Origin of the sequence: Pseudomonas marincola (assembly GCF_900682675.2) — a bacterium.
Taxonomy (GTDB): Bacteria; Pseudomonadota; Gammaproteobacteria; order Pseudomonadales; family Pseudomonadaceae; genus Aquipseudomonas; species Aquipseudomonas marincola.
The window spans coordinates 2756038-2772209 of sequence record NZ_LR215729.2 but is presented as its reverse complement, the minus strand read 5'-3'; the positions used below and the strand labels follow the sequence as shown (position 1 = coordinate 2772209).

Annotated in this window: 15 protein-coding genes; 12 read left to right on the top strand and 3 right to left on the bottom strand. The window is 57.1% G+C overall.

Features of this window, described 5'->3' with window-relative positions; genetic code table 11:
• Window positions 1-112: 112 nt before the first annotated feature.
• Both speE and PMYSY11_RS12860 read left to right on the top strand, forming a co-directional pair.
• Complete coding sequence (speE, locus tag PMYSY11_RS12865; RefSeq protein ID WP_069898640.1) at window positions 113-973, top strand: polyamine aminopropyltransferase; 861 nt, start codon at window positions 113-115, stop codon at window positions 971-973.
• Between the two features lie 228 nt (window positions 974-1201).
• The gene (locus PMYSY11_RS12860) at window positions 1202-3283 is read left to right on the top strand and encodes an LTA synthase family protein (RefSeq protein ID WP_150549422.1); all 2082 of its coding nucleotides are present in this window, start codon (window positions 1202-1204) and stop codon (window positions 3281-3283) included.
• Between the two features lie 174 nt (window positions 3284-3457).
• Here the strand turns inward: PMYSY11_RS12860 and PMYSY11_RS12855 are convergent, their stop codons facing one another.
• Window positions 3458-3736 carry a hypothetical protein gene (locus PMYSY11_RS12855; RefSeq protein ID WP_150549421.1) on the bottom strand — a complete coding sequence of 93 codons (279 nt, stop codon included), beginning with the start codon at window positions 3734-3736 and terminating at the stop codon, window positions 3458-3460.
• A gap of 285 nt (window positions 3737-4021) precedes the next feature.
• On the opposite strand from PMYSY11_RS12855, the gene PMYSY11_RS12850 reads away from it, so the two are divergent.
• The 9 genes from PMYSY11_RS12850 to PMYSY11_RS12810 all read left to right on the top strand — a co-directional run bounded on the left by PMYSY11_RS12850 (window position 4022) and on the right by PMYSY11_RS12810 (window position 13115).
• Window positions 4022-5482: a flavin-containing monooxygenase gene (locus tag PMYSY11_RS12850; RefSeq protein WP_150549420.1), complete on the top strand. Its 1461-nt coding sequence runs from the start codon at window positions 4022-4024 to the stop codon at window positions 5480-5482.
• Window positions 5466-6395: an alpha/beta hydrolase gene (locus PMYSY11_RS12845; protein ID WP_150549419.1), complete on the top strand. Its 930-nt coding sequence runs from the start codon at window positions 5466-5468 to the stop codon at window positions 6393-6395. Before PMYSY11_RS12850 ends, PMYSY11_RS12845 begins: the two co-directional genes overlap by 17 nt.
• A complete protein-coding gene (locus PMYSY11_RS12840) occupies window positions 6395-7156 on the top strand; it encodes an SDR family oxidoreductase (RefSeq protein ID WP_150549418.1) in 762 nt (253 codons plus the stop codon). The genes PMYSY11_RS12845 and PMYSY11_RS12840 overlap by 1 nt, the downstream gene beginning before the upstream one ends.
• 281 nt (window positions 7157-7437) lie before the next feature.
• On the top strand, window positions 7438-7779 hold the full coding sequence (locus PMYSY11_RS12835) for a ribonuclease E inhibitor RraB (RefSeq protein WP_069898628.1): 342 nt from the start codon (window positions 7438-7440) through the stop codon (window positions 7777-7779).
• Window positions 7780-7887: 108 nt separating this feature from the next.
• Window positions 7888-8595, top strand: a complete 708-nt coding sequence (locus tag PMYSY11_RS12830) for a type 1 glutamine amidotransferase (RefSeq protein ID WP_069898626.1) — start codon at window positions 7888-7890, stop codon at window positions 8593-8595.
• Between the two features lie 413 nt (window positions 8596-9008).
• Entirely contained in the window at window positions 9009-10418 is a 1410-nt protein-coding gene (locus tag PMYSY11_RS12825) for a circularly permuted type 2 ATP-grasp protein (RefSeq protein WP_069898624.1), read from the top strand.
• A gap of 143 nt (window positions 10419-10561) precedes the next feature.
• On the top strand, window positions 10562-11512 hold the full coding sequence (locus PMYSY11_RS12820) for an alpha-E domain-containing protein (protein ID WP_069899675.1): 951 nt from the start codon (window positions 10562-10564) through the stop codon (window positions 11510-11512).
• Window positions 11509-12306, top strand: a complete 798-nt coding sequence (locus PMYSY11_RS12815; RefSeq protein ID WP_069898622.1) for a transglutaminase family protein — start codon at window positions 11509-11511, stop codon at window positions 12304-12306. The genes PMYSY11_RS12820 and PMYSY11_RS12815 overlap by 4 nt, the downstream gene beginning before the upstream one ends.
• 74 nt (window positions 12307-12380) lie before the next feature.
• Window positions 12381-13115, top strand: coding sequence for a proteasome-type protease (locus PMYSY11_RS12810; protein ID WP_150549417.1), 735 nt, complete (start codon window positions 12381-12383; stop codon window positions 13113-13115).
• A gap of 3 nt (window positions 13116-13118) precedes the next feature.
• Here the strand turns inward: PMYSY11_RS12810 and PMYSY11_RS12805 are convergent, their stop codons facing one another.
• Together PMYSY11_RS12805 and PMYSY11_RS12800 are read right to left on the bottom strand one after the other, a co-directional pair.
• A complete protein-coding gene (locus PMYSY11_RS12805) occupies window positions 13119-13928 on the bottom strand; it encodes a cytochrome c (RefSeq protein WP_150549416.1) in 810 nt (269 codons plus the stop codon).
• The gene (locus PMYSY11_RS12800; protein WP_150549415.1) at window positions 13925-14284 is read right to left on the bottom strand and encodes a rhodanese-like domain-containing protein; all 360 of its coding nucleotides are present in this window, start codon (window positions 14282-14284) and stop codon (window positions 13925-13927) included. The genes PMYSY11_RS12805 and PMYSY11_RS12800 overlap by 4 nt, the downstream gene beginning before the upstream one ends.
• A 633-nt stretch (window positions 14285-14917) precedes the next feature.
• Between PMYSY11_RS12800 and PMYSY11_RS12795 the strand changes: the two genes are divergently transcribed.
• Window positions 14918-16123 (top strand): acetyl-CoA C-acetyltransferase, encoded by a 1206-nt coding sequence (locus PMYSY11_RS12795; RefSeq protein WP_150549414.1) that lies wholly within the window; start codon window positions 14918-14920, stop codon window positions 16121-16123.
• Window positions 16124-16172: the final 49 nt, after the last annotated feature.

Genomic DNA, 16172 nt, shown 5'->3' with positions numbered 1-16172 from the left:
GTTAGCCTCATGGCCATCAAAATTTTTAAGGCGTCTGCCACAAGCGGGCGCATCGAGGTTACAGGACAGGCGGGAATTCCGCGTTCAACTCATTGCTAATAGGAGCACTGTCATGAGCGATTACCAAGAGACGCTTTACGAAGGTTACGGTCAACGCTTTCGTATGGATAAGTTGCTGCACGAAGTGCGTACCGAGCACCAGCATCTGGTGATTTTCGAGAACGCACGCATGGGCCGGGTAATGGCGCTTGATGGCGTAATCCAGACCACCGAAGCGGATGAGTTCATCTATCACGAAATGCTCACCCACGTGCCGATTCTGGCTCATGGCTCAGCCAAGCGCGTGTTGATCATCGGTGGCGGTGACGGCGGCATGCTGCGCGAAGTGTGCAAGCACGCTACGGTTGAGCACATCACCATGGTCGAGATCGATGGCACTGTGGTCGATATGTGCAAGGAGTTCCTGCCGAACCATTCAAGTGGCGCGTATGAGGACCCACGCCTGAATCTGGTGATTGATGACGGCATGCGTTTCGTGGCCAACACCACCGAGAAGTTCGACGTGATCATCTCCGATTCGACCGATCCGATTGGCCCGGGCGAAGTGTTGTTCTCCGAGAACTTCTATCAGGCCTGCCGTCGCTGCCTGAATGATGGCGGTATTCTGGTGACCCAAAACGGTACGCCGTTCATGCAGTTGAGCGAGGTGCAAACCACTGCATCGCGTATGCATGGCCTGTTTGCCGACTGGCATTTCTATATGGCTGCGGTGCCGACCTACATCGGTGGCAGCATGACATTTGCTTGGGGCAGTACCGATGCCGAGTACCGCAAGCTGTCGCAGGAAACCCTGTGCGCGCGCTTTGCAGGGAGTGGAATTGTAACGCGCTATTACAACCCAGCGATTCACAGTGGCGCTTTTGCGCTGCCGCAGTATGTTCTGCAGGCTGTCAACAAGCCGAGCAACGACTGAATCGATGCAATACAACTCAAGGGCCGCACGGCCCTTGAGTTGTATTCGGGCTTCTCAAAAGTCGTTGTCTGATGTCAGATTTCACACTTTGTTGAGTTTTGTTGCTTTAAGATTTCCGATTGCTTCGCCGCTCACCCAGATGCCACAGCATCCCTGAAAGGGGCGTTGTTGACGCGTTCAGGTTGAGTGACCGACACCCTATTGCCCTTACTAACGGATTATCAGTCAATGGCCAGTGTGCAAGACCATAAGAAAACGCCTTCGAAGCGCTTCACACCCACGATCAAGAGTCATCTTACGTTCACCCTGTTAAGTGCAGTCGCGCTGCTGGTGATGTATGCGTTATTGCGTGTTGCGCTGTTGGTCTATAACCGCGAGCTGATCGGCAACGACACGGTCTCGACCTTTGCCGAGGCGTTTTACAACGGTTTCCGTTTCGACCTGCGGCTGGTGGTTTATGCGCTGGTGCCTTTGCTGCTGTCGCTGCTGAGTGTTCGGGCCATGGCCGCACGGGGCTTCCATCGGGCCTGGCTGACTGCGTTTGCGAGCATCACCCTGTTTCTCGGGATCACCGAGCTGGACTTCTACCGCGAGTTCCACCAACGTCTCAACAGCCTGGTATTTCAGTACTTCGAAGAAGATGTTCATACCGTTCTGAGCATGCTGTGGAATGGCTATCCGGTGGGTCGTTATCTGATCTGCTGGGCCATTGCGACCTGGCTGCTGGCGAAAATGTTCAAAGGTCTGGATCTGCTCAGCCGGCCCAAGGCCGTGCTGCAATCGAGCCCGAGCAATGGCCCGGCCTGGTACTGGCGCACCTCGGTGTTTATTGTTTGTTTGCTGATTGCGGTGATTGCCGCACGCGGTCATTTGCGCCAGGGCCCGCCGCTGCGCTGGGGTGATGCTTACACCACCGATTCGATGTTCGCCAATCAGTTGGGCCTTAACGGTACGCTGACGCTGGCATCCGCCGCTTCGGCGAGCATGTCGTCGCACCGCGATAACGCCTGGAAGTCGACCATGTCCGATGCCGAAGCGTTGGAAGCGGTACGCAAAATGCTGCTGACCCCGCACGACAAACTTGTCGATGCCGATACAGCCGCGATCCGCCGCGATTTCACCCCGCCTGCAGACGGTACATTGCCGGTACGTAACGTGGTGGTGATTCTGATGGAAAGCTTCGCCGGGCATTTTGTCGGCGCCTTGGGCGCACCGGGCGATATCACCCCGAACTTCGACAAGCTGGCCAGTGAAGGTTTGCTCTTCGACCGGTTCTTCTCCAATGGCACGCATACTCATCAGGGCATGTTTGCGACCATGGCGTGTTTCCCGAACCTGCCGGCATTTGAATACTTGATGCGTACCCCGGAAGGCTCGCACCAGTTCTCCGGCTTGCCGCAGTTGTTGAGCGCCCGTGGCTACGACAATCTGTACGTCTACAACGGTAACTTCCAGTGGGATAACCAGTCGGGCTTCTTCAGTAATCAGGGCATGACCAACTTTGTTGGCCGCGAAGATTTCGTCGATCCGGTGTACATGGACCCAACGTGGGGCGTATCCGATCAGGACATGTTCGACCGCGGCGCCAAAGAGCTGGAAGAGAACTTTGCCGGCAAGGACAAGCCGTTCTATGCCTTGCTGCAAACCCTGTCCAACCACACGCCGTACGCATTGCCAAAAGACCTGCCGGTCGAGCCAGTCACCGGGCATGGCTCGGTAGACGAGCACCTGACTGCCATGCGCTATGCCGACTGGGCGTTGGGCCAGTTCTTCGAAAAAGCGCGGAAATCGAAGTACTACAAAGACACGCTGTTCGTGATTGTCGGTGACCACGGTTTTGGTAGCGACGAGCAACTGACCGAGATGGACCTGTTCCGCTTCAACGTGCCCTTGCTGTTGATTGCCCCAGGCATTCAGGACAAGTTCGGCAAGGTCAACCATTCGGTGGGCACCCAGATAGACATCGTGCCGACCATCATGGGCCGCCTTGGCGGCGAAGTGCGCCATCAGTGCTGGGGCCGCGACTTGCTCAACTTGCCAGAGGGCGATCATGGCATTGGTGTGATCAAACCATCCGGTGGCGAGCAGACCGTGGCAATCGTTACGCCTGAGCGCATTCTGATTCAGCCGAAAGGATTCGAGTCGCGCCTGTATGATTATCAGCTGGGTGCCAACCCGAGCGCTGAGCGTCTGCACGTCGACATTGATCCGCTGTTGAAGAAGGACCTCGAAGCCTTCCTGCAGACCGCAACCAAGAGCCTGCTGGATAACACCACCGGGGTTAAGGACGCGCATCACCTGCAACAGTAAACGCTAAACACCGGGTAGCTGCGGCTACCCGGTATTGCGTGAAAATCCTGCCAATACCTCGCCGACCGGCTTTTGCTCAGCACAAAGCTCGCGTCGCGTCTCGCAGCGTTCGCTGCAGCAATGCTTACCTGGTTTGCCGCGCCTTGTTAAACCTGCAGGCGCTGAGTAGCCCGTTCAGGCCGCGCTTCTGTGCTGCGGCGCCGAATCCATCAGGCTCAGGCCGTTATCCAGATGCTGGTCGACCAGCCATTTACCGTGGGCGATCGAGGCATGTTGAGCTTTATCCAGCTCATCGAGAAATGCCTGCTGCATGGGCAAGGGCAGCCGTCGGGTGACCTGGCCGTTGGGCAGGGTGATGCGACAGCCGCCAGCCCAGGGCGTTGGAATGCCCGGATGCTCCATCACTTCTGCCTGAATCAGATGATCGCGGTGAGTGCACTGTAGGGTTGTCATGATAATTACCTCGCTGTATCGAGGCTGGCTGCTGCTAAAGGGCACATTGGCGTGCCTGTACGCAGATGCCAGCTAAGAGTCCCCAGCACCTTTAAGCCTAGTGCACAGGTTTTCGGTTTTCAGGCTGGCACGACATGCGGTTGCTAATAACGAGGTGGCATTCTTGCCTATTTAGCCGATGCTTTGACCGAAAATAACAATTTTAAAGTCAGCTGTGCGATAACCCTGAATCAGCCATTTGCGTAGCATCGGGCTATTGTTGGCGAGTGTTTCAGGGAGTTAATAATGAATAATAAATCCCATCGCGTACTCATCATTGGCACTGGGTTTGGCGGCGTTGGTCTGGCCATCAAACTCAAGCAGGCGGGTATCGACGATTTTATTTTGCTTGAAAAGGCCAGCGGTGTGGGTGGCACCTGGCGTGAGAATTCTTATCCGGGCGCTGCCTGTGATGTGCCTTCGCATCTCTACTCGTTCTCGTTCGAGCCCAAGCTCGACTGGTCACGCAAGTTCGCGCCACAAGCGCAAATACTCGGTTATTTGCAGCACTGCGTAGCCAAGTACAAGTTGACTGAGTCGATTCGCTTCAATGCCGAAGTGGTGAGCGCCGCCTTCGACGCGAGCGCAGGTGAGTGGCGAGTGAACCTGGCGGATGGCGAGCAGCTGAGTGCGACGGTGCTGGTGAGTGCCTGCGGGCAATTGAGCCGGCCCATGTACCCAAAGCTTGCCGGCATCGAGGCATTCAAGGGCCCGGCATTTCACTCGGCCTGCTGGCGCCATGATCTGGATCTGCACGGCAAGCGCGTAGGGGTGATTGGCACGGGGGCTTCGGCGATTCAATTCGTTCCGCGCATCCAGCCACAGGTTGAGCACCTCACCTTGTTTCAGCGCTCGGCAGCTTATGTGATCAGCAAACCTGACCGACTGTACCGCGCCTGGGAATTGGAGCTGGTCAAGCAGATGCCCTGGCTGCAGAAGATTGACCGTGGCCTCAAATACATCCATCACGAAGCGCGTGGTCTGGCGTTTATCAGCATGCCGAGCTTGATGAAACCCATGCGCTACCGGTTTGTGCAGAACCTCAACAAGGCCATCAGCGATCCGGCCAAACGCGCTGCTTTAACGCCAGATTACCCCATGGGCTGCAAGCGGGTGCTGATCAGCAATGACTACTACCCGGCGCTGGCGCAGAACAACGTCACGCTGGTTAATCAGGCCATCAGTCACGTCAGTGAGCGCGGCATCGTCACTGAGGATGGCCAGGAACATGCCTGCGATGTGCTGATCTACGGCACAGGTTTCAAGACCTCTGAGTTTCTCGCGCCCATGCAGATTACCGGGCTCGATGGCGTGTCGCTCAATCAGGCGTGGCAAGAGGGCGCGCAAGCGTACAAAGGCATCAGTGTCAGCGGGTTCCCGAATTTCTTCATGCTCTACGGGCCGAACACCAATCTGGGCCATAACTCGATCATTTATATGCTCGAAAGCCAGTACCGTTATGTGCTCAGCGCAATCAAACAGCTGCAGTCAAAGCAGTTGCGTTACGTCAATCTCAAGCCAGCAGTCGAGACGAACTATAACAGCGGCGTTCAGCGCGCGATCAAACATACGGTGTGGGATCAGGGCTGTACCAGTTGGTACATCAGCGCTGCGGGCAAACACACCAATAACTGGCCGGGTTACACCTTCAGTTACCGGCAACTGACACGGAAGATGGAGCTGACCGATTATGAATGCGTACGCTGAGTTTTCAGCCCCGGCCGTCACTCAGCCGACCCTGCGTCGCTGTTTGCGGTTCGCTCTCAAAGTTTGCTTTCGCAGCGTTATGCGCCCGCCGGTGCCCATCGCCATTCAGCGCGGCACGATCAATCTGCTGACCGCAGTCAATCTGGCCAAGCTCGATGGCACGCGCACGTTGCGTAACATTGCCGGCCGTCCTTGCGAGTGGTATCGACCTTCGGTGCCGAACGGCAGTGTGATGCTCTATCTGCATGGCGGCGCTTACCTGGTGGGTAGCCCGCGTAGCCACCGTTCCATCTGCACGACATTGGCACGTCTTGGCCAGATCGAGGTTTGCGCGCTGGACTATCGCATGGCGCCGGAACACCCGTTTCCAGCCGCGCGCGATGATGCGCTGGCGGCGTATCAGGCGTTGTTGGCTCAAGGCTACGGCCCCGAGCAAATCGTGGTGGCCGGTGATTCGGCCGGTGGCAACCTGAGCCTGGTGCTGGCGCTGAGATTGCGCGAGTTGGGGTTGCAGCAGCCCGCGGCGCTGGTGTGCTTTTCGCCGCTGACCGACTACACGGGATTGCAGCACCACACGCCAGAAGGCGGTGACCCGATGTTGCATCCGGCGTGGCTGCAGCAATCGGCGCAACTCTACTGCCCGATGGAAGTGGCGCTCGAGAGCCCTGAGCTGTCGCCGGTTTATGCCGATCTCCAGGGCCTGGCACCCATGCTGATTCAGGTTGGCGAAGATGAGGCGCTGCTCAATGACAGCGTGCGCCTTGCAGAGCAGGCGGAACGCGCAGGTGTGAAGGTGGAGCTGGAACGTTATCCAGGGCTTTGGCATGTGTTTCAGGTTTACGCGGGCGTGCTGGAGGTCTCTGATTTTGCCCTTGAGCGGGTCAATGCGTTTCTGAAATCACGAGGTTGCTGATGAATAATATTCTGATCACCGGGGCGGCCTCGGGCATTGGCGCAGCCACGGCGCGAATCTTTCACAAGCGCGGCTGGAAGGTCGGTCTGCTGGATGTCAACGAAGCGGCCTTGAGCCAGTTAGCTGCCGAGCTTAACGGCGCCTGGCATCAGCCATTGGATGTAACCGACCTCGAAGCTGTACAAGATGCAGTAAAGCTTTTTGCCGAGGCCCACGACGGCCAGTTGCGCCTGCTTTTCAACTGCGCGGGGATTTTACGCTTTGGCTATTTCGCCGAAATCGAACCGGCTGCGCATGCGCAGTTGTTGCAGGTCAACGTGCAGGGTGTGATCAACATGACTCACGCTGCGTTTACATACCTGAAGCAAACCAGCGATGCCCAGGTGATTAATATGGGCTCAGCTTCAGGGCTCTATGGCGTTCAGCACATGGCCACTTACTCGGCCTCAAAGTTTGCCGTGCGCGGGCTTACCGAAGCGCTGAATCTGGAGTGGGAGCGCTACGGGATCAGCGTTGGCGACCTGATGCCGCCATTCGTTAACACGCCGATGGTGACCAGCCAGACGTTTTCACCGCCTGTCCTCAAACGCCTCGGGGTTAATCTGGCAGCAGAGGATATAGCCGAAGCCTGCTGGCAACAGGCGCATCAACCGCGGGTGCACCGGCCGGTCAGCTTGCAGTTCAAGTTGCTTTATTGGTCCGGGCAAATTAGTCCTGTCTGGCTCACGCGTCTTGTCATGCGCTGGCTCGGGCGTGATTGATAGTCGGCTGTAGCGCCGCACAGCGGGGTTTTGCTGCTTGTTATCAGGAGGCTATGCAAGCTGTACAAGTTGGCGCTAGGATGGAATAGACGCCACTGGATTGTTTGTCATGAATTCGTGCGCGTTGTCCGGGTTTGATTCCAAGCCTGGCTTATGACACATCAAGTAGATCCTTGCTTGATTCTCGGGCGCCACCTGTTTGGGTGTCGCGACACCGCAGCTAGATGTGCGGTTGCTTTGGAACAGCGTTAATTTCGTCCATCGCCTGAGGGGGTCGTTTCATGAGCACAGCCATGCATGATGATGTCAGCAGCAATGTACTGCAGCGGATGAAAGAGGGCGGTTTTGATTTTTCGGCCTTTCACCCAATCGAGTTCTACGCCATTTTCCCGGATGAGGAGCGGGCCCGCACAGTGGCTAAAAACTTTCGTGGAGAGTCATGCAACACCCAGATTACCGTGCGTGAAGACGGTGCCTGGCACCTGCAAGTAAGCAAGGTGATGTTTGCGACATACCACGGTATTGGTGACTTTGAACAAGACCTTGAAGCGCTGGTAATTCCGCAGGGAGGTAAACTTGAAGGCTGGGGTGTGACGCAGGAGCTCAAGCGTCTAAACCCTTGATTCAGTGACATCCGCGTCACCACACCGGCTGGTTACAGGCTAGCCGGTGTATCACCCAAGGCTCGACCGCACCGCCTGCATGCCGCAAACTTGGCGCAGGAGGCTGTTATGACCGATATAGTAATTCTGACCCACATTGATTATTGCCACCCTGGCCACCTTGCCCGGGTGCTGGATGAGGCGCAGCTGGATTTCAGCGTGCTGCGTGTTGATCTGGGTGAGCTCGACGGCCTTGACCTCGACCGGCCCAAGGCGGTCGCCATCATGGGCGGGCCCATGAGCGTTAATGATCCCTTGCCGTGGCTGCAAACCGAAGTCGCTGCGTTGCAGCACTTTATCCGGCGCGACATTCCCATGATCGGCCATTGTCTTGGCGGCCAGTTGCTGGCCAAGGCGCTCGGTGCGCAGATCCACAAAATGCCCTACACCGAGAGCGGCTGGCAAACCCTTGAGCGTACGCCCGCGGCGGCGCAGAGCCCGTGGTTGAGTCATCTGCCAGAGCAGTTTGATATTTTCCAATGGCATGGCGACACCTTCATGCTCCCCGACGGCGCGCAGCCTCTGCTGCGAAACCCGTGGTGTGAGAATCAGGCATTTGCCTGGGGCGATAAGATTCTGGCGCTGCAAGGTCACCCCGAAATGACCGAGGAGCTTGTCCGCCAATGGCTGGGTGACTGGTCGCACTTGCTTGATCCATCCGAGCCGAGCCAGCAATCGCTGGACACGATGCTGAGCAATCTTCAACAGCGCGTGCGTGATCTCAATCGCACTGCCGAAGGTTTTTACCGGCATTGGCTGGCCATGATGGCGGCTTGATCTGTACGGCAACGGCTCGGATTTGTGCGTGCCCGGGCCTGCCCATTTGCCGAATCAAAACGGTCGGCAACAACGCTGAGGGCAATGCTCGCAAACATCAGGCCGGTCAGTTGTGATGCAACACCCAGCTATGCTCCTGACGGGTGTTGGCGCCAATTATGAAACTTGCATGAACCTAACGAGTGGTTTGTTGCTGCAAAAGTGGCTGGCGCGTACAAGTAACACCTTGATGCAAACCTTCTGCGCAAAATGTGCTTTGGTTTGGAGCATTGGCTTTGCTGGGCGCAGTTCACGTGGGCTGTTTTGGTGCGGCTCTGTTTTTCGTGGGCTATAACTAATTGATTAATAACAATTAATCAGACTGGCTCAGGCCTTGCAATGCTCCACATCAATCGGGTGACAAGGAGCAGAGCATGGCCCGCAGCTTTTATGACGAAATGTATATGGCCAATGGTGAGTGCCGTTCACATTATCGTGACTTCACCCGCTGGTTAGCCGAAACCCCGCAAGATCTGCTGGCGCAGCGCCGCCGTGAAGCCGACCTGTTATTCCACCGTGCTGGGATTACCTTCACGCTTTACGGCGATGATCAGGGCACCGAGCGGCTGATCCCATTCGACATCATCCCGCGCAGTATCCCAGCCAGTGAATGGGCCGTGGTCGAACGGGGCTGTATCCAGCGTGTTCAGGCATTGAACATGTTCCTCACCGATCTCTATCACGATCAGAGAATCATCAAGGCCGGTGTGATTCCAGCCGAGCAGGTGCTGGCGAACGACTGTTACCAGTTGGCCATGCAGGGGCTCGATCTGCATCGCAACACCTATGCGCACATTGCCGGTGTCGATCTGGTGCGCGATGGCGACGGCAGTTATTACGTCCTCGAAGACAACCTGCGCACGCCCAGCGGCGTGAGCTACATGCTCGAAGACCGCAAAATGATGATGCGCTTGTTTCCCGAACTATTCGCGGCGCAGCGGGTAGCACCGATTGATCATTACCCGAGCCTGTTGCTCGACACGCTGCGCGCCTCATCACCGCTCGACAATCCGACCGTGGTGGTGCTCACGCCGGGGCGCTTCAACAGTGCCTATTTCGAGCATGCGTTTCTGGCGCGTGAGATGGGTGTCGAGTTGGTCGAAGGCGCGGACCTGTATGTGCGTGACGACAAACTGTTCATGCGCACCACTGCGGGTCCCAAGCAGGTCGATGTGATTTACCGCCGCCTCGATGATGCCTTCCTCGATCCGCTGGCCTTCAACCCGGATTCAATGCTCGGCGTACCCGGGCTGCTATCGACCTATCGCTCGGGCAATGTGGTGCTGGCCAACGCCATTGGTACCGGGGTGGCGGACGATAAGTCGATCTATCCCTACGTCGATGAAATGATTCGTTTCTATCTCAGTGAAGAGCCGATTCTCAAGAACGTACCGACCTGGCAGTGCCGTAAACCGGCAGATCTGTCACATGTGCTGGCTAATCTGAGTGAGCTGGTAGTCAAGGAAACTCAAGGCTCGGGTGGCTATGGCATGTTGGTGGGCCCCGCAGCCAGTAAGGCAGAGATCGAGGCGTTTCGCGCCCGCCTGATCGCCAAACCACATGCTTACATCGCTCAGCCAACCTTGTGCCTTTCGACCTGTCCAACCTTTGTTGAGCAGGGCATTGCACCGCGGCATATCGACTTGCGCCCATTTGTGTTGTCTGGCCGCGAAACCCGGCTGGTGCCGGGCGGTTTGACGCGTGTGGCGCTGCGTGAAGGCTCTTTGGTCGTCAACTCATCGCAAGGCGGTGGCACCAAGGATACCTGGGTCGTCGAGGACTAGAACAAGGGCAATGCGCAGACTGCATTGCGGGCTATCAACAAGACAACAAGGAGGGTTTATGCCAAGCATTGATCACACCACGTTCTGCACCGTTTTGGCTGCAGGCCTCCGCGTTGGCACATTACTGTGAGCATGGGCTGATTATGTTGAGTCGAACTGCCTCGGATTTGTACTGGATGTCGCGTTATCTGGAACGTGCTGAAAACCTCGCACGGATGCTCGATGTCAGTTATTCACTGTCGCTGATGCCACAAGACGGCAGCAAACATGGCCTCGATGAATTGGCCATGCCGTTGCTGATTACGGGCACGCTGGACGAGTACCTGGAAAAGTACGGGCAGATGCATGCCGAACGCATGCTGACCTTTTTCGCTCTCGATCCGCAGAACCCGGCGAGTATCTATTGTTGCCTGCAAGCGGCCCGTACCAACGCGCATGCAGTGCGTGGGCGCATCACGGCGGACATGTGGGAGAACATCAACTCAACCTGGCTGGAGATTCGCGGCATCTCCGAGCAGGGGCTTGGGCGTTACGGTATCAGCCACTTCTGTGAGTGGGTCAAGCAGCGCTCGCACCTGTTCCGTGGCGCTACGTTCGGCACCATCATGCGGGGCGAGCCGTACCGGTTCATTCGTCTGGGCACCTTTATCGAGCGCGCCGACAACACCTTGCGTTTGCTCGATGCGCGCTATGAATTGCTGGGCGAGGATATCGACGAAATTGACGGGCGACCGGCCCGCAGCTATTACCAATGGACCGCTTTGCTTCGGGCGTTGTCATCGTTCGAGGCCTTTGCCGAAATCTATCGGGGCTCACCCAACTCGAGACGGGTGTCCGAGTTATTGCTGTTACGCCCAGAACTTCCGCGCTCATTACGAGCCTGTGTAGACGAGTTGAATCTGATGCTCAGTGGCTTGCCGGGTGACAACGGCCGGCCCGCACAACGTTTGGCCGCCGAATTGCTCGCGCGGCTGCAATACACCGTCATTGATGAAGTGCTTGAAGAAGGGTTGCATACCTGGCTGACGGATTTTATCCAGGTGGTCCGCGAATTGGGCCAAACCATTCAAGCGTCCTATCTGGAGGTTGCATGAGACTTTCTATCAGCCACGACACGACCTATCACTATGAAGATCAGGTGCGGGCAAGCATCCAGTATTTACGCATGACCCCGCACGACAGTGAGCGCCAGCAAGTGCTCAACTGGCAGTTGAATCTGCCGCGGCCGGTGCGTGCGCAGGTCGATCCGTACGGCAATATTCTGCATGTGCTGACCATGGACGAGCCTCACGAGTCGATCGTAATCGGCGCGCAGGGCGTGGTTGAAATCAACGAGACCCTTGAAGCCGAACACGAAGCGCTTTCAGCGTATCCATTCTTGCGCTTCACCCAATTAACCGAGGCGGATGATGCATTGCGCGAATTCAGCCTCAAGCAGTGTCACGACCGACGAGACCGCAGCGCACTGATCGACCTGATGCACGCGCTCAATTCGCATATTGAATATGTGCCGGGCACTACGGCGATTGAAACCAGCGCGGCGCAAGCCTTCGCCGGCCGCCAAGGGGTTTGTCAGGACCATGCACATGCGTTTCTTGCCTGTGCACGCGCGCTGGGAATTCCGGCGCGATATGTCTCGGGTTATCTGTACACAGACAGCAGTGATCATCTGGCCAGCCATGCATGGGCCGAGGCCTGGCTGGATGATGCCTGGTACAGTTTTGACGTTACCAACTGCCTGGACAAACCGTCGCGTCACTTGAAGTTGGCGGTCGGGCTGGACTATCTGGATGCCTGTCCGGTACGTGGCATGCGGCGCGGTGGCGGTATCGAGCAAATGCGCGCCCGGGTCGAAGTTGCATCGACGCCCATGGTGCAAGAACAGTAACCACTTTGTAGCCTCAACACGCGCTCATCCCGGCTTGTCTGGGCTGAGCGTTTTGTCTTTTTAAGGGAATAATCATGACCTATTGCGTGGCAGCCAAACTCACAGCCGGACTGGTGTTCATCTCGGACACCCGCACCAATGCCGGTATCGACCATATCGCGACCTTTCGCAAGCTGCATGTATTCGGTGTGGCAGGAGAGCGGCTGATTGTCCTGCAGTCGGCTGGCAATCTGGCCACCTCGCAGGCGGTCATCAGCTTGTTGCAGCAGCGGCTCAACACGGACTGGGTCAACCTGAACAGCGTGAGCAGCTTGTTTGCTGCGACCACGCTGGTGAGTGACACCATGCGCGAAGTGCTCGAGCGTGATATGCAGGGCGTGCTGGCCAAAGGCGTGGACATGAGCTGCTCGTTCTTGCTTGGCGGGCAGATTCAGGGTGGGGCGCCTGAGCTTTACAATATCTACCCCCAAGGCAACTTCATTGCCGCCACCGAAGACACGCCTTACTTCCAGATTGGCGAGAGCAAATACGGCAAGCCAATTCTGGATCGCTCGCTGGACTGCTTCAGCAGCTTGCAAGATGCGCTGCGCTGCGCCCTGATCTCGTTCGACTCGACTCTGCGCAGCAACTTGTCGGTGGGCATGCCGCTGGATGTGTTGGTGTATCACAGTGACAGCCTGAATATTCCGGCTGGCTTTCGGGTTGAAGAAGATGATGAGTACTACAACCTGATCCGCCAGCGCTGGAGCGCGGAGCTGAGCAAAGCCCTCACTGAGTTGCCCGAGCCGAGCAACTGCTATGGCTTGTAGTGGCTAGGGCAGTTGAACCTTGTGCTGCACCATGTGCGCCAGATAGGCGATCAGGTCATTGAGTTGCTCATCGCTGATGGCGCGGCTGTCGAATCCGGGCATCTTGCCTTGTGGCCAGCGGCGCAGGCTCTGCGGATCACGGATGTAGGACTTTAGAAAATCCCCGGCCAGATACTCGGTCGGGTTGTGCGGCACGTTCAGATCGGGCCCGAACTGCGCATCGCCAGCGCCGTTGAGGCGGTGGCAGGCCAGACAGTTTTTCTGAAACTGGACGAATCCACGTTCAACCTCTGCGCTCGCATCCTCACCCGGTACCAGCGCAGGGTAACGCTGCGCTACAGAGGTTTGCTGGCGCAAGGTCGCGATTTGAAACGGCCACTGTTCCGCGCCAATGCCGCTGGCTTCGGGGTTCAGCCAGACCAGATAAAACGGCCCGGCGCTGTGTTTGCCCGCAGCCAGTGCAGGCCACGGATCTTTAGGGTCTTCCACCGCCAGCCAGGCTTGTGCTGCTGTGTTATCAAGGATAACCGGCAGGGGTAATTCGGCTGCAAAGCCGTCGAGTGCGATCGCCTGTAGATGATCGTGCGGTTGCAGTTCACCCAGCAGTGCCTTGAGCGGCACAGCGCGGTATTGCATGGGTTTCTTGTAGCTGACATCGGCCGGGATGCTGACAGTTTGCACCTGCGGATGGGCAAGCAATTGTTCACTCGACCAGTGCTGGGTGCCGATATTGGTTTGCACACTGAGCTGCGCGCTGTGGCTGGTGGTGCTGAACAGCAAAGCGGCGAGGAATATCCCGAGCAGGCGCGTCATGGCTGTGACTCCAGCGCCTTGGCCAGCGCTTCATAACCGCCGGCATTGATCACATTGCGATAGCCCATGGCTTGCAGGGTGGTTTGCGCAATGCCCGAACGTGCGCCGCTGCGGCAATAGAGAACAATTGGGGTGTCTTTGTCCGGGCTCAGTTGGCCTATTTGCCGGGCAATCTGCTCGTGGCCGATGCGTGTGGCGCCGGCAATTGAGCCCGCCGCGAATTCAGGCTGGGTGCGCACATCTATCAGGACTGTTTGCGGGGCTTGGAGCGCCTCAAGTGCGGCGTTTAGCTGAGTATCGCTGGCCTGAGTCATCAGGCTGAAAAACATGAGGGCAAAAGCACAAAGAATACGCATGGCGTCTCTCAACTGAACGGTGAGAATCACCCTAGCATATTGCGCTTAACGGCCGAATGTCAGGCGGGAATTGCCAAGCCCGGTTAATTAACCAGGCGCGTGAGATTGGGCAGAATCAGCACCACGGTAATCGCAAAGACGATGAGACCTGCCTGACGGTACTTAGGCTGTTTGAACATGGCCAGATACCCTTTTTGTTAATGGGGCGACTTTCAAGCAAAAGCCAGTGGCTCTTTAAAGTGCCCGGTGTGGTGCTAACCGCTCCGGCAAAACCCGGCAGCGAATCATGCGCAGAACCGCTCTCGCGTTTACTGCCAGCACGGGTAACTGTAGGGGGTCTGAGAAGTTCTATTTATAAGATTTGGTTACTAAGGTCGCTCGTTCTTGGTTTTATGGTTATTAATTGATGCGTGAGGAATTGAGCAGCCCTTGCGCTAGACAGGAAATTCCAGAGCTGGCCACTAAAGCGCCAGTATTTGACCGTTCGTCTGAGCGCTCAGGTCAATTGGCCTGAGCAGTTCTGTCATTGAGTCCGCTGTGCTGGCGCGTATGGTGGAGTCTGAACCGGTAGAGTGCCAGCCAAAGCTGGCGTGACCGCCGCCAAACTCCCACCCGTGGAGGAATGAGGACGACATGAACGAAGCATTCATATTCGATGCAGTGCGCACGCCCCGTGGTAAAGGCAAGAAAGACGGCGCGCTTTACAGCGTCAAGCCCGTGAATCTGGTGGCTGGACTCCTGCGCGCGTTACAGGCGCGCAATAACCTCGATACCAGCCAGGTCGATGACATTGTGCTCGGCTGCGTCACGCCGGTTGGAGATCAGGGCGCAGACATAGCCAAAACAGCAGCCATGGTTGCCGATTGGGATGTCAGCGTTTCCGGCGTACAGCTCAATCGTTTTTGCGCCTCCGGGCTCGAAGCCGTGAACTTGGGGGCGATGAAGGTTCGCTCCGGTTTTGAAGATTTGGTCGTGGTTGGCGGTATCGAGTCGATGTCGCGCGTGCCGATGGGCTCTGATGGCGGCGCGTGGGTGATGGACCCGCAAACCAACATGCACACCCATTTCACCCCGCAGGGTATTGGAGCCGACCTGATCGCAACCCTCGAAGGCTTTAGCCGCACAGATGTCGACAGCTATGCCATGCGCTCTCAGCAAAAGGCGGCGCGCGCACGAAGCGATGGCTCATTCAAAAAATCATTGATTCCGGTCACCGATCAAAATGGTGTGGTGCTGCTTGATCATGACGAGTTCATCCGCGCTGACTCGACGCTTGAAGGCTTGGGGAGTTTGAAGCCAAGCTTTGCCATGGTCGGCCAGATGGGTTTCGACAGCACCGCGTTGCAGGTTTACAGCCACCTCGAAAAAATCGAGCACGTACACACGCCAGGCAACAGCTCGGGCATTGTCGATGGCTCGGCGCTGATGCTGATCGGCTCCAAGGCCAAGGGCGAAGAGTTGGGCTTGAAACCACGCGCACGGATTGTTGCCACGGCGGTGACCAGCACCGACCCAACCATCATGCTCACTGGGCCGGCGCCTGCTACGCGCAAAGTGCTGGCCAAGGCCGGGCTGCAAGTCAGTGATATCGACTTGTTTGAAGTCAATGAGGCGTTTGCCTCTGTGGTCATGAAGTTCATGAAGGAAATGGCCGTCGATGAGTCGCGGGTCAACGTCAACGGTGGCTCGATTGCCATGGGCCATCCGCTTGGTGCGACCGGCTGCGCGATTCTCGGCACCTTGCTCGACGAACTCGAAGCGCGTGAGTTGCGTTACGGCCTTGCGACGCTGTGTGTCGGCGGCGGTATGGGTATCGCTACCATCATTGAACGTATCTGATCATCACGCCAAGCCGTGCGCCAACTTGAGCGGCGCAGGCCTGCACAGT

Bases quoted from the DNA above. Each gene is read 5' to 3' on its own strand.
- PMYSY11_RS12855 (WP_150549421.1), bottom strand. From the start codon at position 3,736: ATGACAACCCTACAGTGCACTCACCGCGATCATCTGATTCAGGCAGAA.
- PMYSY11_RS12835 (WP_069898628.1), top strand. From the start codon at position 7,438: ATGAGCACAGCCATGCATGATGATGTCAGCAGCAATGTACTGCAGCGG.
- PMYSY11_RS12830 (WP_069898626.1), top strand. From the start codon at position 7,888: ATGACCGATATAGTAATTCTGACCCACATTGATTATTGCCACCCTGGC.
- PMYSY11_RS12840 (WP_150549418.1), top strand. From the start codon at position 6,395: ATGAATAATATTCTGATCACCGGGGCGGCCTCGGGCATTGGCGCAGCC.
- PMYSY11_RS12845 (WP_150549419.1), top strand. From the start codon at position 5,466: ATGAATGCGTACGCTGAGTTTTCAGCCCCGGCCGTCACTCAGCCGACC.
- PMYSY11_RS12860 (WP_150549422.1), top strand. From the start codon at position 1,202: ATGGCCAGTGTGCAAGACCATAAGAAAACGCCTTCGAAGCGCTTCACA.
- PMYSY11_RS12820 (WP_069899675.1), top strand. From the start codon at position 10,562: ATGTTGAGTCGAACTGCCTCGGATTTGTACTGGATGTCGCGTTATCTG.
- PMYSY11_RS12815 (WP_069898622.1), top strand. From the start codon at position 11,509: ATGAGACTTTCTATCAGCCACGACACGACCTATCACTATGAAGATCAG.
- PMYSY11_RS12850 (WP_150549420.1), top strand. From the start codon at position 4,022: ATGAATAATAAATCCCATCGCGTACTCATCATTGGCACTGGGTTTGGC.
- PMYSY11_RS12810 (WP_150549417.1), top strand. From the start codon at position 12,381: ATGACCTATTGCGTGGCAGCCAAACTCACAGCCGGACTGGTGTTCATC.
- speE (WP_069898640.1), top strand. From the start codon at position 113: ATGAGCGATTACCAAGAGACGCTTTACGAAGGTTACGGTCAACGCTTT.
- PMYSY11_RS12795 (WP_150549414.1), top strand. From the start codon at position 14,918: ATGAACGAAGCATTCATATTCGATGCAGTGCGCACGCCCCGTGGTAAA.
- PMYSY11_RS12825 (WP_069898624.1), top strand. From the start codon at position 9,009: ATGGCCCGCAGCTTTTATGACGAAATGTATATGGCCAATGGTGAGTGC.
- PMYSY11_RS12805 (WP_150549416.1), bottom strand. From the start codon at position 13,928: ATGACGCGCCTGCTCGGGATATTCCTCGCCGCTTTGCTGTTCAGCACC.
- PMYSY11_RS12800 (WP_150549415.1), bottom strand. From the start codon at position 14,284: ATGCGTATTCTTTGTGCTTTTGCCCTCATGTTTTTCAGCCTGATGACT.